Source organism: Qipengyuania vulgaris (genome assembly GCF_009827325.1).
Lineage (GTDB): Bacteria > Pseudomonadota > Alphaproteobacteria > Sphingomonadales > Sphingomonadaceae > Qipengyuania > Qipengyuania vulgaris.
The window spans coordinates 1-13,429 of sequence record NZ_WTYC01000015.1 but is presented as its reverse complement, the minus strand read 5'-3'; the positions used below and the strand labels follow the sequence as shown (position 1 = coordinate 13,429).

Genomic DNA, 13,429 nt, shown 5'->3' with positions numbered 1-13,429 from the left:
CTCCTATGTTGTCCATGCCAATTTACCCCTAGCCGAGGGCATGCGGGGGTAGATTGGGGGTAACGTGAGTGCGGATTGGGGGTATCGGATGCTGACGGATAAGGCTGCGCGCGCGGCAGCGGCGAGGGACAAGGCCTACAAGCTCACCGATAGCCGCGGACTTCACCTGCACATATCAGGCAAGGGGCACATAAGCTGGCGCTATAAATATCGGTTCGAAAAGAAGGAGCGCTTGCTCACTTTGGGCACATATCCTGAGGTCTCTCTCGCCGAAGCACGTGAAAAACGTGACGAGGCGAAGAAGATACTTCGCGAAGGACGGGACCCTCGGCATGCTGTGAAACGCGGGCGTCTCGTCGGGGACGAGGGGGTGTCAAAGTCCTTCGAAGTGGTGGCCCGCGAATGGCACGCGCTTCAATTGGGACGCTGGAAGCCTGTGCACGCTAACGACGTCATCACCAGCCTCGAGCGTGACATCTTTCCCGATCTTGGCTCCATGCCGTTGGCCGATATCGACAAGCCGCTGCTCCTGGCCGTCCTGCGCAAGGTTGAAAATCGTGGTGCCATCGAGACGGCAAGGCGACTCAAACAGCGTGTTGCCGCAGTCTATCGCTATGCAAATGCCGAGGGCGCGAAGCTCGAGAACCCCGCCACCGCAATCAATGATGCGTTGAGACCACTGCCTCCCGCAAAGCGCTATCCGGCCTTGCTGTCTGTCGAAGCGATACGAGGATTCATGACAGATATCGATCGGGCCGGGGCTTCACCGGTTAATCGCTTGGCAGCCAGGATACTCGCACTTACGGCGCAACGTCCCGGCATGGTGCGCTTCATGGAATGGAATGACATCACTGGTATCGACTGGGCTGATCCCGAAGCCGATAGCAGCGATGCATTGTGGACGGTTCCTGCGGAAAAGATCAAGCAGGAGCTCCACCTGCGCAGTGATGAAGCCTTCAGCCATCCGATCCCGCTTTCCAAGCAGGCCGTCGACGCTCTACGCGCTGTGCGCTGGCTCACGGGACGCTCGTCATTTGCTTTTCCTGGCGCGCGTTCAGGCACCAAGCCAATCAGCGAGAATGCCATCGGCTATCTGTACAATCGCGAAGGCTACAAGGGTCGACACGTGCCACATGGCTGGCGCTCCAGTTTCTCGACCATCATGAACGAACAGGCTGAGCGGGAACTAGGCAACGATGTGCGGCTCTTGGCCGATCGCATGATCATCGATCTGATGCTCGCGCACACCCCCAAGGGAATGAGTGCAAGCGAACTGCGGTATAATCGCGCTGCGTACAAACCGCGCCGCCGCGAACTCGCCCAACGCTGGGCTGACATGATTATGGAAGGAGCGATACCGCCCGAAGAGGTCGTCGATAGCCCCAGACGCAAGCGACGCTAGCCTTCGCCGCGCTTTGTCGCCTGTTCAGCGATCCAGGCAAGCACTTCGGATTTCGCCCAGCGAGAACTGGCTCCAATTTTTACGCGCTCGGGGAATTGTCCCTTCTTCTCATCCTCGTAGATTGAGGACCGGCTACGACCGACAAGCGTGCTGACTTCTTTTACCGTGAGAAATTCGGGACCGACCCCGGGCGGGGTGGACATCTCATGCTGATGCCCATCCACTACCCCGTCGGCTTGGCCGAACCCACACTGTGCGCTCCGTCTGGCAACAGACCTTGTCGCGCGCAATTGCGGGTCGACGATTTCCTCGACCTGCCGGTTGGACAGCGGTCCGAGTGGCTTGAGGCTTGCGAGCCAACCATCGAACTGCTGACCATCGACGAAGATGCGATGGGTTGGTTCGGCACCTTCGTCAGCCCATTGTTCTAGATTCAACACACCGGTTGCGAAGCGCGGCAACGGATCGTCGAGTTCCCAAAACTCAGATGCGATAGTGGTAACCTCACCGCCGCCCAGTGGGCGTGCAAAACTGGTAAGGCGGCCGTTCGCAAACATGCGAGACAGATGCTCGGCCTCGAGCCGGACGAGATCGCGCGCCGCGTCGTTCTCACCTTCATCCACAGGAGCAGAGAAGATATCGGGTAATTCGTAGGACTGGAACCCCTGACGAGAAACGACAAGGTCGGCAAACGCCGAAGTGAGCGTTTTTCGCCCCGCCGACACCATCGAAGTGCGCCCCACATAGGGAGACCAAGGAGAAATCGAGTTGGTCATCGAGGAATAGTTAGCAGCCTGCGAAGCAAGAGCAAAGAAATGGCAGCTTTGCGCCCCATTCCGGACATAAGAGGCCGCGTTTGGACATCCTAAAAGCGGACCGTCGGCTACCTCCATATCGCTCCATTTGAAAAGATCGTCGCGAACTCAAAATGGCGTCGCCAGCGGATCGTCCGGATTGTCGATTACTCGTCGAGCAGAAACGGCGAGAACGATGTGATCAGCGGAAGTTCGGTTGGATATCCTTCAGCATATGCAGGACAGCCGCAAATATAACATACGCGATAAGTAGCGGTGATATCTTTGCCTTTCCTGCAGCTTTCCCGGTGAGTTCAAAGGCGTTACCTATGATAACGCGGCGATGTGATTGGAACTGGGATTCCCCATATTCTTGAATTGATGATACTATTGCTCGCCACCCCGCGGGCCGAGCAGATTGGAACATGCAGAAATCGGCCACGACGCGATAGAAGCAACAAATCCCATTTTGCGCGATGAAAACGAAGCTTATGATCTCAAGATGGGTGACACTTCTCTCAAGCCTCCTGCTTGCGGCTTGCGACCGCCAGCCCCCTGAACCGATCGAAAATCGCCGCGCTTCGCTGTCTGGAGAGTGGGATTTTATCATGCTGGATGGCGTGCCGGTTATGCCAATGGGCTTTGTCGGTTCGGAAACGACCTTCTACTATCGTCCTGCCTGCGCCGGTTACGGCTTGAATTACGATATCGAGGGCGATGAGATCCGGTTTCAGAGGCCCAAAAGGTCGGGCGTCATGACTGTATGCCTGCCCGGCATACCGGACGACCTGCCGCAGGTACTCAATGCACTGCAGCATGCCTCTCGGTTCGAGCACCACCCTAGCCGGGCCGTCACGTTGCGCGGCGGCCGACATTCACTCGTTTTTATCCCAACGGGAAGAAAAATAGTTCGAGCGGTAGATAGCCTAGAAGGACGATGGCAAATCGATCAAATTGATGGGCGCGCAGTTAAGCCAAATGAGAAAAATATACTCATCGGGGATCAATATTCTCTACGATCGTCAATTGGCTGCGGACGTCAGGCGCGTAATTATGCTATTGTTGGTAACCGGTTTGCCGCATATCGTCTCGCGCATCCCCTGCCGCCCCCATCGCCGCTCTCGACCAAAAGTCGGCCAGCGGAGTGCAATGAGGCGCCGCCGCCAATTGTAGATGAAGTATTCGCCTTAATCGATAACGTCACGGAAATCGACAATATTGGCCAACACGATGTTGCACTGCGTAGCAGCGACGGCAGTATATTGAAGCTGAAGCGCATCGATATACTGGAAGCATTGGTCGGCGAATGGAGAATCGTTGAAATCAATGGCCGGACACAGTCCGAGGCGGTCGGCATAGTTCTCTCCATCACAGATACGGATATTTCTTTCGCCCCTGTATGCGCGGGTTTTGAATGGGATTACAGCTACAGCGGCAACGCGCTGGCAACCCGCCGGCCGATAACGGTAAAGCCGGGTCCACAGTTCGAAACCCCTAGCTGCTTTGTTGGGGTCGGGCTGGGGAAGGCGCGACTGGCCAAGACTTTGGATAGCGTAACTCGAGCCGAGCTTACACCAAAGGGACAGGTTCTGTTGAGCGGCCCCGCGGGAACGCTACTCTTAGCCTTGCAGTAAGTGGGCCCGCAGATGATCGGCAGAGTTTGGGTCGAAACGGCTTGACCAGTCCTGGCGCAACGTCTGGCAGGGATCTAACTGCCTATCCTCTTTTGGCACGTCCTTGCCTTGATCATTGCGTTAAGAACGGGGTGGGAAGCTTCTGTTCCGCTTTCAGAACTAAGCGGGTTCGGGGGCCCGTTTTGTCAACACGGCCTAAGGCGCGACTTCCAGCAACTCGTCATACTTGCAACCGTATGCCGTGCGATCGGATGTCGCGAGAAGATCACCAGTGAATGCTACTCTCTGACCCAGTTCGAGTTCAAGGTTCCTGTAGTGCAGTATCCGACCATCGAGGGTAGCATTCGCCGGCAGCACCAGACCGGAACGGCCGCCTTCCCGCTCGACGAAAAGGCAACCCTGCTCATATCCGAGAACACCCTCGGCGCCCTCGAGAGCGGATTGGCCGGGCGTTCCGTCAGCGGCGCTCGACGCGCCATGGCGGTCAAAGGAGTATTCGTCCTCCAAGGGGTTCACCGACGCCTGCTCTCGCGAACAAGATGCAAGGCTGATGGCGAATGCGAGGCTCAGAAATATCTTGGTACGCAAAGCGATCCTTCCGCGTAGCCGACTGTGGGTCAGATGCGAGCACCAATCTATGGCAATAAAGGCCAGCTGGTTGGCTAACGTAAACGTCACTCTCAGATGGTTCGATAAACCATCGTAATCGCCCAGGAATTAAAACGTAGAAATAGCGCACTTCTCAAACTCGCGCAATGCTACGATAACTGCAATGGCGTCGCTGGCTGCCCGTCCGCTCCTGGGACCCGCGATGCGCGCCCAAAGCGGCAAGAACGGGGTGGTGCTGCCATGGAGAACACCGGCTGGACGCAACCTTTTTACGTCAGGAAGCGCCATAGCCTCTGCCCCAGTTCAACCATCTCTTGCCTTCGGGCTGTCTCGCTGCCCGAGTTCCTTGCAAAGCTGAAGCTGCTGACTAATGCGTGGCAACATCTATCCGGGCGACCACTGACCTCTGCCTTCTCGGCACCATTGCGATGCCGGAGAAAGGCTCTGAAGGGGACCCTCAAACAGACTGTAGCTGACCTGGCGGCATTCCCGATCGCCGTCATGTCTCGGCGTGCTCACCAAGACATATCCTCGCTGGTCATCCGTCTTCCAAATCTGCGTGTCACCGCTCTTGAGAGCTCGGACAGTCTCTCCCTTTACCTTTTCCAATTCAGGTCCGGCAAAAAATGCGTAGGGTGCAGCTTCGGAGCTTGTTCCAGGCAGTTTTTGCGGCGTCGAACGCTGCTCTGCTTGCGCGGAATCCTTGGGGCTTTGCCCGCCCAACTGCCGCTCGCCCTTGTCGGATGACGGTCCAGGTTTTGAAACTGGCAGAGTTCCCCAAATGAAAGGCTTGGCTGGCTTGGGAGGATCTTGCGGAAGAGGCTCGTGTACGACGAGTTCCTGCTCTTCTTGCGGCCAAAATACGTAAACGCCCACGAGATAGGCAACAAAGCAGAATAGCAGCGCGACCAGCACCCATCCTAAGAACCGATCAGTATTTTGCTGGGTATCGAGACGTGTTTTCTCAGACGCCATTTTGATGCCCTGCTCGGTTGGCGACGCGGATAGGTGTCACAACTTCGGGCGATAGATTTGTAAGCGTTCTCATCGTGCAAGCGGTGCTTAATTTCTTTTGCAGATCTTCTCAAGGTTTCGAAAGCCGAACCGGTTGGAATGCCGGGCTAAATAAGTACTAGAGACAAACTCCAGCTTACCAAAAAAGCATTGACGGAACCGCCCGATCGATCGGGGTTTCTTGAAGTTGATGACCCAAGACGAATGCGAGAAGCGCGACTGGAACGAGCTTGCCAGCAATATTGGCCGCTGGACACTTATCGGCGGCGCCATTCTGAAGCCGATCCTGCGTGGAGATGGACGTGCGGCAATGCGTGCTGCAGTGGTCGCTTTGACCGCGGGCGCGATGTGGCAAACGGCGAAAGCGGCGGTTGACCGTTGGCGGCCCGATGGGGAAGACGATAACAGCTTCCCATCCGGACACACGGCAGATGCCGCCGCAGCCGCCGCTTCGCTCGTTCACGATCCCGCGAGCCATCCTATGAGTGACGTCGCAGTGCAGGCTTTAGCCCTCGCCACCGGTGTCGCGCGCTGGCGCTGCCGGAAGCATCACATTGGCGACGTTGCCGCAGGGATCGTTATCGGTTTGCTTGCCGAGAAGGCGGTGCGCGTTGTTTTACCGTGGCGTTAGACTCCGCCTACGATGCATCCCCGAGCCAAAGATGACGGCGGCGCCTGCTTCGAAAACACATGGCGAAGTCATAGCAAAATGGGTGATCAACGAACCGTAGGAAAAGGCCCCCTCAGCTCTGGCAACAACCGCGATCAGTCCCAAGGCAAGAACGGGTGGAGAGTAGATGTTCTGCTATTGGTCGGTCGGTAGCAATTGCGGACGCTATGACGAGCGGCTGCCCAGACAGCCGAACGGATGCCCATGCAAAATTATGACATCCAAGAAACCCCCATGGTGCTGATTTCCCACCCGCCCTCGACCGGCCGGAGGTCATAGCCTTGGCCTTCGCCGCCTACATTCCCGTAGACTCGCGCGCCCTCTGCCACACAGCGGTCCTTCCCGTTGCAATCAAGGTTTGCGCTTACAAAAACGGCCCCTTTCTCGCTCCGCCGGATCACTACGCCGCCGTCGCTCCAGCGGCACTCGCCGGCGCGGTATAGCTGGTCGAACCGCTGTGAGAGGCTCGCGAAAAGCCGATCGTCGACCTCGCGCAGGCACACTGGTGCATTTCTGTGCCCCTGTTCGCCGCGGATCTCGGAAAGCAAATGGATGAACACCGCCTCGCGCGGATCATCAACGCCGCGAATGCCCCCCTCAACCGTGCCGCCAGAGGGGTCGTGATTTTTGACTGTATCAAGAAAGGATGGCGCGGGGGGAGGAGGTGGAGGTGGAGGTTCGCGGCCGCTAAGATCGACTTTGCGAACGGTTTTCACCACCTCCACGCTGTCGATCTGCACCGCAGCGCCGGTAGCGCACTCGTCCGGTACAGCTTCATTTGTGAAGGCCGCGATTGGCCGGTTGGAGGGAAGATTGCCACTCCTGCCTCGCAAGACGTCGCCTTCCGCAATGCGCAAGCCGGAGGGTAACACGATGGTGAGCCCTCGCTCGTCTGCGGCACTGATCGTCGTGCCTTCTTCCCACACGATCACCGCTTCGTCCGGATTAAAACCGAGATGCAAGCACGGACCCCGGCGAACCAGCGTGCCCGCAATCTTTCCCTCGTCCGGCTCAAACTTGCCTAACTTCTTCCCGGTGAGAAGCACCGGAAGGCCGTTGCCCGTGCTCGGAAATTTGCCCTCCGGCACTGTCGGCTTTTCAAGCCCATTGCCGCCCTCACAGCCTGCTACGGCGAGGCCTCCGGCAACAAGCAAAGCGCAAATTTTCGTCATATCGAACCCTTCAACAAGCCATGTCGCCTGAGCGCAGAGGTGGTTATGTTCGAGCTTACGACGGAAATCATCCGACGTAGATTTACGGAACTCGTACTCGCCACTGTTGTTCAGTTTCAAAAGTTCGGATCACCTGGTCGAAAACCTCACAGGATGCGCTGCAATCGGTCGCGATAACGATGGATAAAGGCATGCCTTGGTTCGAAACCCGCTCCAACGCCAGTACGGCCTTCTTCCCATTAGCAGTGGGAACGAAAAGTCCTTTCTCGTCTCCGATACGTAAGCTCTCCCCACCTTCTGCATCGAGCCAACCGTAGTATCCCAATAGCGGGAAAATTGTGACGTGTTCATTCTCACTACGGATTACCGTAGGCGAGAACCCCTCCACAGGTACAGAACCGTCGCCTGCTCGAACTTCTGCTGTTGTTCGAAAAAAGCAACATCCCGGCAATTCCACCAACCTCGCTTCGACATGATTTGAGGCTCCCGTGTTCTTCGCTGGCACAGAGCAAGCTGAGATTCCTGCTGCCATGAGCAACATGGCCCAGCTTTTCATTGCACGAGCCTCGCGGCCATCTGAGTCGGTCCTCCATCCGCTGCAGCCCCTAGAAGCGCGCTGCTCGCTCCCTCCCTTATGTTTCGCTCTACTCCAGCAGGACTCATTGCGATTTCTCGACGGGGGTCGGATCGGCAATTCGACCAAAGAAGATAAGCGCCCCGCTTGCGCGGTCACGGATTGCCATCAGGAAGGGCCCGTCTACGATCATCTGAGGAACAGCCGGGATCATGCGCGAGCCCGTTACGATGATCTTCACTGCCGTTGCTGCCGCCGCTTCGGTGCCTTCCTCATCTACTCTTAGGAAGGTCGCGTGAACGACATCGTCGATTCTAAGCGGACCTGGAGCCATCCCGGCGAAATCTGCGCAATCCGCTGTGAATGCGCATGGGATGCCCGCTTCGATAAGTGCGGTTTTGACGCTTTGATCGAAACGCGCCTCGAAGCGAGGAAGGCGTAAGAGGATTTCCTGCTCCTGCGCGTCGCGAAGATCGAATTCCGCGCCGCTCGACTGCGCTCCAGTGTTGAGCGACATCGCATCGAGATTTCTTTCCCAACGCCGCAGCGTCGCGGCGTCCTTTGGCAGGTACACTTCCATCACGAAGCGCCCGTCGTCGCCATAAGGCAGGGACACGGCCTGCCCATCCCGTGTTTCGCGATAGGCCATCGGCGCGATCCTCTCCATCATGTAGATATCGAGCTTGCTGCCGTCGCCGCGAGTGAATTCGTCTGTGTGACCGTCCTCGAACGGCACCGACCAGTCGGCTTTGAACCATACGGCATTGGTCAGCACGGCAGCAGTGAAATCGTTGAAGCCGCTAGCATCCACGATCTTCGGTATGCGCTCGCGTGTCTGCTCGCTTACCCACCCGTTGATACGTTCAGCGGAACCTGCCGGATCGCCACCAAAGTCGAGTTTCTCCGCGCTAGCTCCCAAGGCTTCTCGCGTTGCCTCGAGGTAGCCTGGCTCAAAAGTCAGTTCGTCCGAAAGCCAAATGGAGTTGGCCACGGACAGCTGAACCTTCTTGTCTCCTGTCTCCGTGAGAAACTGATCGTATTCGCGAACATGCATTTCCGGATGGCTGGCGGCAGGCCAGCCAAGCAACGCCCGAAGCTCGCTCTCTGTCTGACCACGCGCACCGACCAGGGCGAGAACCAAACCCTCGGTCAGCGAGAGGGGTGATATGAATAAATTGTCGTTCGGCTTTGCAGCTTTGGCAAGCTCAGGATAGATCTCTGCGGCGAGCCCTGCCTGACCTTGAGTGATTGTATGGGAGCTTTCCTGCGAGGGCGGCATTGCCGGCGTTGTACCCTGCTGGACCGAGGAACAGCCAGCGACAATGAGTGCCGCTATCCATGCAGTCGTAAAACGTTTCATCTGTCTTGCTCCATGAACTCCTCGAGCCAGGCGGGCAGTGGCCTCAGGTAACCCTCGGGCGTCCGGCACAGCCCAGAAACGAGTTGGGATCCGGCAGGACACTCGGAAGCATCCATGACAGGAGGCGGCGGGCTCATGATGATTAGTGAAGCCGTGACTGGTGGTACGGGCTTTCCATCGGGATCAACTGCTTTCACTGCAGCCTGTCTACGTTCAAGCCATTCAAAAGCTCTTCGAGCCTCAGCTCGGCTTAGACCGAAGTTGTTCTCCAGCGAGCGAAGCGCATTAGCGGCATAATCCAAGGTTTCTTGCCGCTCGCGCGCTGCTGCGCTGCTAAGTCCTTCCACCTTTATGACTTTGCCTGGTCCGCAAGCCCTGTGGATCGGATCGACAAGCTCGGGCGTGTCTATCTCATGGACAGATCCCATGAAGACGACCTCCTCGCCGACGCGTGCATACCCCGGTCGCTCCTCTCTACCGAATGCGAGGTAATTTTGACTGTCGACGAACAGGTCTGCTCCGAAGGGAAACAGGACCAAAGCGTTATCGTGGCTTGCTGCGCGAAAGCACCCATCCTTTAGCACGACTTTGACTTGGCTGTTGATGGAGTTGAGTGCACCAGCGGGGCGATCATGTCGCGGGAATATGCGGATATGCCGTGCGATCGTTATGGGCAGTGTTTCGTCGCGCACAGCTGCCTTCGGGGGATTGGCGAGCGGCACCGGGGGCACGCTATTGAAGACCAATGTGACCTGTTCTGGGATCGCTACTCCCTTGCGTCTTACCAATGCATTGAACTCGGTTTCCGACACGGAGATTTCGGCGGTGACGTCCTGCGACCGTATACCGGTCGCTTGGATGACGCGATCTTGGCCGAATGTCTCCCACATGTAGTCGGCGGCAGCCTGGAGTTCTTCCATTGACCAACGGACGGTCACTCCGCGAAATGTAGGGTTTTCACTGTATCGCCGTAGAGTTTGGGAGCCATTGCGCAGGAACTCGAAAACGACGCCGAGTTCGCCTTCATTGTCGTAGTGCAGGCTGACGAAGTTTTCCCGTTCTTCTCGTCTGAGCCGCTCGGCGAGCGCCTGCACTTCGTCCATCACGCTATTTTGATATTCGGCGACCCGTAAAAACTCGGCGTCGGCAGCATCCTGGTCAGCGGTACGCGGTTCGGGGTCTGGAGGCGTTACGGGTACAAAATCTGCGGGTGGAGCATCCAGTATCGTAGCGTATCCCTCCGCGCTGAAATCTGCTCGGAAAGGCTGGGCGGCTGCACCAGTATCGGTATTCGCGGTTTGAGGCGAACATCCTCCAAGCGAAGCCGATATCGCCAACCCCGCGAATAAAACGACTAGGTTTGACGTCTCCATCGCCAGCATCCTCTACTATTGCGCTATCGGGTTCCTACAGCTTTCAAACCTCGTAGAGGAACCTAACCCGCTAGAAACGCACGACAACCAAGATCGGGTCATCAAATTTCTTATAGATGGGTCGGCACACTGCAGCAAATGAGCTGAACGCCTTGAGGTGCTCGAGAGTTAATCGAACCTGCGTCGCAATCAGCGTAGCATGGACTTTTTCAGCCTCGCCCAGCAGTTCCACAGGTGAGTGTTTCGGTAGAATGTCTGCTTATTGAAGATACGCGCTGAAAGCAGACATTCCGCTTCCGTTTAGAGTTTCGGACGCCGTGAGGCGTCGGAAAGTCGACGGTGCCCGAACCCGCGGGCCGCACGCGATGAGCTATGGGGATTTTGATTTCGGGTTTGTCCGGGCGTCTGCTGACGGTGCCGATAAGCGGACGTGCCTGAGAGCAGCCTGTCCGATTTTGTGGAGACACAGCAGCCGTGGGAAGCGCGTCCGTCCGATTTTGGCGATGGGACGACCGCTCTTGGACGGACGATATGCAGACGTCCTTGTCGCCGGAAGCGTGGCTGCGGCGGGGCGCGAGGGTGTCGGGCCGTGCCGGATCACGGCGTGGGCATGCCGGATGGGACGATCGGGTATGGCGGACCGCGCGGCAGGTGGCAGCGCTGGAACGTCTCGATGACGACCATGCGCCCGCCGCAGCAAGGGCATGCCGGACGCGGATCGGGCGGTTCGATGGAGGGCTCGTCCGTCGCCGGCGGTGCGATCGCTAGCAGCTGACGGGCGCGTTCGAGATGGGCTTTGCGGGTGCTGGCGGCGAGCAGGCCGTAGTGGCGGATGCGGTGGAACCCGCGCGGCAGGCAGTGCAGCAGGAAGCGGCGGATGAACTCGTCGGCGCTGAGCGTCATCACTTGCTGACGGTCTGGCGCGGAGCGGCGATAATCCTTGTAGCGGAACGTGACGCCGCTCTCGCCGAACCGGAGGAGACGGCTGTTCGAGATGGCGATCCGGTGGGTGTAGCGCGACAGATAGGCGAGCACTGCCTCGGGACCGGCGAACGGCGGCTTGGCATAGACCACCCAGCGCTTCTTGCGCACTGGCGACAGGTGGCGCAGCAACGCGCGCCGGTCAGCAAGAGGTGCCAGCTGGCTGAAGAAGGCGAGCTTACCGGCATCGTGCAGCGCCAGCAGCCGGGTGAGGAACAGGCGGCGGAAGAGTGCACCCAGCACTCGCACCGGAAGGAGGAAAGCCGGGCGGGAGGATATCCATCTCTCCCCGTCCAGCGCGATGCCGCCTCCCGGCACGATCATGTGGATGTGCGGATGGTGGGTCATGGCCGAACCCCAGGTGTGAAGCACGGCGGTGATGCCGATCCGGGCGCCGAGATGCCTGGGATCGGCGGCGATGGTCAGCATCGTCTCCGAGGCGGTCTTGAACAGCAGGTCGTAGAGGAGCGCCTTGTTGGTGAACGCGATCTCGGCGATCTCGGCGGGCAGCGTGAACACGACATGGAAGTAACCGACCGGCAGCAGGTCGGCCTCGCGCGCGGCGAGCCAGGTCCGTGCGGCGGCGCCCTGGCACTTGGGGCAATGCCGGTTGCGGCAGGAGTTGTAGGCGATCCGCCAGTGCCCGCAGTCGGTGCAGGCCTCGACATGCCCGCCCAGCGCGGCGGTGCGGCAGTGCTCGATCGCCGACATGACCTTGAGCTGCTGCAGGCTCAGATGCCCGGCATGGGTAGCCCGATAAGCTGGCCCGGCGGCACGCAAGACATCGGCGACCTCGAGTGAGGCGCGCACCGGCTCTCAGCCGCTTGGCGCCTTCTTGTCCGGTGCCGCGAGCGCGAGCCGATCGAGCGGGCTGACCACCGCCCGCATCGTCTTGGTCGCCACCTGGGCGTAGAACGCGGTGGTGCCCAGCTTGGCGTGGCCGAGCAGCACCTGGATGACGCGGATATCGACCCCGTCCTCGAGCAGGTGGGTCGCAAAACTGTGCCGCAGGGTGTGCGGTCCGACCCGCCTGGCGATGTCGGCTGCCTCGGCGGCTTCGACGACGACGCGGTGGAGCTGCCGTGTGCTGATCGGCAGCATGGCGCCTCGACCGGGGAAGAGCCAGCCATCGGCGTGGAGCACGCCCTGCTGCCGGCCCGCGCGCCACCAGTCGCGCAGCAGCACGAGCAACCCTTCGGGCAGCATGGCATTGCGATAGCGCCCGCCCTTGCCGCGTTCGATCCTGAGCAGCATGCGCTTGCTGTCGATATCGCGCACCTTGAGCGCCGCGACCTCGCCGACGCGCAGACCCGCGCCATAGGCGACCGACAACGCGGCCTGGTGCTTGAGGCAGGTGGTCGCATCGAGCAGCCGCTTCACCTCGCTCTGCGTCAACACCACCGGGATCTTGCGGGCGTGCGCGGTGCGGACCAGCTTACGGGCAAGCTCGGGACGGTCGAGCGTGTGAGTGAAGAAGAACCGCAGCGCCGACACGATGCTGTTCATGGTCGGCGCCGGGATGCCGGCGTCCCGCTGCTCGATCTGGAACCGCCGGACATCCTCGGCGGTCGCGGTGTGGGGCGAGCGCCCCAGCCAGGTCGCGAACCGCCCGACATCGCGCAGATAGTTGCGCTGCGTCTCCGGGCTGAACCGGCGCAGGGTCATATCTTCGATCAGCCGCTGGCGCAGCGGGCTGACAGGCCCAATCGGAATAATCTCGTTCATCGTTCGACTCCTCGGTTGAAGGAGCCACGATCGTCTGCCTCTCTCGGACCAGACGCTACGCCCGTCGTTCTACATCACCCTCACCACAAGCAACCATCCCGCGAAGCGGGTTCGTGCATCG

General features: G+C 59.1%; 12 protein-coding genes. 3 read left to right on the top strand and 9 right to left on the bottom strand.

Features of this window, described 5'->3' with window-relative positions; translation table 11 throughout:
* Positions 1–88: 88 nt before the first annotated feature.
* The gene (locus GRI69_RS15505; protein WP_160728188.1) at positions 89–1,402 is read left to right on the top strand and encodes a tyrosine-type recombinase/integrase; all 1,314 of its coding nucleotides are present in this window, start codon (positions 89–91) and stop codon (positions 1,400–1,402) included.
* Here GRI69_RS15505 and GRI69_RS15920 read toward each other — a convergent pair.
* On the bottom strand, positions 1,399–2,178 hold the full coding sequence (locus tag GRI69_RS15920) for a helix-turn-helix transcriptional regulator (RefSeq protein WP_202391972.1): 780 nt from the start codon (positions 2,176–2,178) through the stop codon (positions 1,399–1,401). The genes GRI69_RS15505 and GRI69_RS15920 overlap by 4 nt on opposite strands.
* A gap of 524 nt (positions 2,179–2,702) precedes the next feature.
* Here GRI69_RS15920 and GRI69_RS15495 point away from each other — a divergent pair.
* Positions 2,703–3,830, top strand: a complete 1,128-nt coding sequence (locus GRI69_RS15495) for a hypothetical protein (protein ID WP_237453160.1) — start codon at positions 2,703–2,705, stop codon at positions 3,828–3,830.
* A gap of 195 nt (positions 3,831–4,025) precedes the next feature.
* Here the strand turns inward: GRI69_RS15495 and GRI69_RS15490 are convergent, their stop codons facing one another.
* Positions 4,026–4,418 carry a hypothetical protein gene (locus GRI69_RS15490; protein ID WP_160729069.1) on the bottom strand — a complete coding sequence of 131 codons (393 nt, stop codon included), beginning with the start codon at positions 4,416–4,418 and terminating at the stop codon, positions 4,026–4,028.
* A 405-nt stretch (positions 4,419–4,823) separates the two neighbouring features.
* Positions 4,824–5,414, bottom strand: coding sequence for a hypothetical protein (locus tag GRI69_RS15485; protein WP_160729068.1), 591 nt, complete (start codon positions 5,412–5,414; stop codon positions 4,824–4,826).
* A gap of 229 nt (positions 5,415–5,643) precedes the next feature.
* Here GRI69_RS15485 and GRI69_RS15480 point away from each other — a divergent pair, with 229 nt between their 5' ends.
* Positions 5,644–6,084 (top strand): phosphatase PAP2 family protein, encoded by a 441-nt coding sequence (locus GRI69_RS15480; RefSeq protein ID WP_237453159.1) that lies wholly within the window; start codon positions 5,644–5,646, stop codon positions 6,082–6,084.
* A 251-nt stretch (positions 6,085–6,335) separates the two neighbouring features.
* Here the strand turns inward: GRI69_RS15480 and GRI69_RS15475 are convergent, their stop codons facing one another.
* The 6 genes from GRI69_RS15475 to GRI69_RS15445 all read right to left on the bottom strand — a co-directional run bounded on the left by GRI69_RS15475 (position 6,336) and on the right by GRI69_RS15445 (position 13,308).
* Positions 6,336–7,295 (bottom strand): hypothetical protein, encoded by a 960-nt coding sequence (locus GRI69_RS15475; protein ID WP_160729066.1) that lies wholly within the window; start codon positions 7,293–7,295, stop codon positions 6,336–6,338.
* A gap of 82 nt (positions 7,296–7,377) precedes the next feature.
* Positions 7,378–7,851 carry a hypothetical protein gene (locus tag GRI69_RS15470; protein WP_160729065.1) on the bottom strand — a complete coding sequence of 158 codons (474 nt, stop codon included), beginning with the start codon at positions 7,849–7,851 and terminating at the stop codon, positions 7,378–7,380.
* A gap of 103 nt (positions 7,852–7,954) precedes the next feature.
* Positions 7,955–9,229, bottom strand: coding sequence for a serpin family protein (locus GRI69_RS15465; RefSeq protein WP_237453158.1), 1,275 nt, complete (start codon positions 9,227–9,229; stop codon positions 7,955–7,957).
* Entirely contained in the window at positions 9,226–10,602 is a 1,377-nt protein-coding gene (locus GRI69_RS15460) for a hypothetical protein (RefSeq protein WP_160729064.1), read from the bottom strand. Before GRI69_RS15460 ends, GRI69_RS15465 begins: the two co-directional genes overlap by 4 nt.
* A 597-nt stretch (positions 10,603–11,199) precedes the next feature.
* Complete coding sequence (locus GRI69_RS15450) at positions 11,200–12,393, bottom strand: IS91 family transposase (RefSeq protein ID WP_160726970.1); 1,194 nt, start codon at positions 12,391–12,393, stop codon at positions 11,200–11,202.
* Between the two features lie 6 nt (positions 12,394–12,399).
* A complete protein-coding gene (locus GRI69_RS15445; RefSeq protein WP_160726971.1) occupies positions 12,400–13,308 on the bottom strand; it encodes a tyrosine-type recombinase/integrase in 909 nt (302 codons plus the stop codon).
* Positions 13,309–13,429 lie beyond the last annotated feature (121 nt).

Bases quoted from the DNA above. Each gene is read 5' to 3' on its own strand.
- GRI69_RS15505 (WP_160728188.1), top strand. From the start codon at position 89: ATGCTGACGGATAAGGCTGCGCGCGCGGCAGCGGCGAGGGACAAGGCC.
- GRI69_RS15920 (WP_202391972.1), bottom strand. From the start codon at position 2,178: ATGACCAACTCGATTTCTCCTTGGTCTCCCTATGTGGGGCGCACTTCG.
- GRI69_RS15485 (WP_160729068.1), bottom strand. From the start codon at position 5,414: ATGGCGTCTGAGAAAACACGTCTCGATACCCAGCAAAATACTGATCGG.
- GRI69_RS15480 (WP_237453159.1), top strand. From the start codon at position 5,644: ATGACCCAAGACGAATGCGAGAAGCGCGACTGGAACGAGCTTGCCAGC.
- GRI69_RS15475 (WP_160729066.1), bottom strand. From the start codon at position 7,295: ATGACGAAAATTTGCGCTTTGCTTGTTGCCGGAGGCCTCGCCGTAGCA.
- GRI69_RS15470 (WP_160729065.1), bottom strand. From the start codon at position 7,851: ATGAAAAGCTGGGCCATGTTGCTCATGGCAGCAGGAATCTCAGCTTGC.
- GRI69_RS15465 (WP_237453158.1), bottom strand. From the start codon at position 9,229: ATGAAACGTTTTACGACTGCATGGATAGCGGCACTCATTGTCGCTGGC.
- GRI69_RS15460 (WP_160729064.1), bottom strand. From the start codon at position 10,602: ATGGAGACGTCAAACCTAGTCGTTTTATTCGCGGGGTTGGCGATATCG.
- GRI69_RS15445 (WP_160726971.1), bottom strand. From the start codon at position 13,308: ATGAACGAGATTATTCCGATTGGGCCTGTCAGCCCGCTGCGCCAGCGG.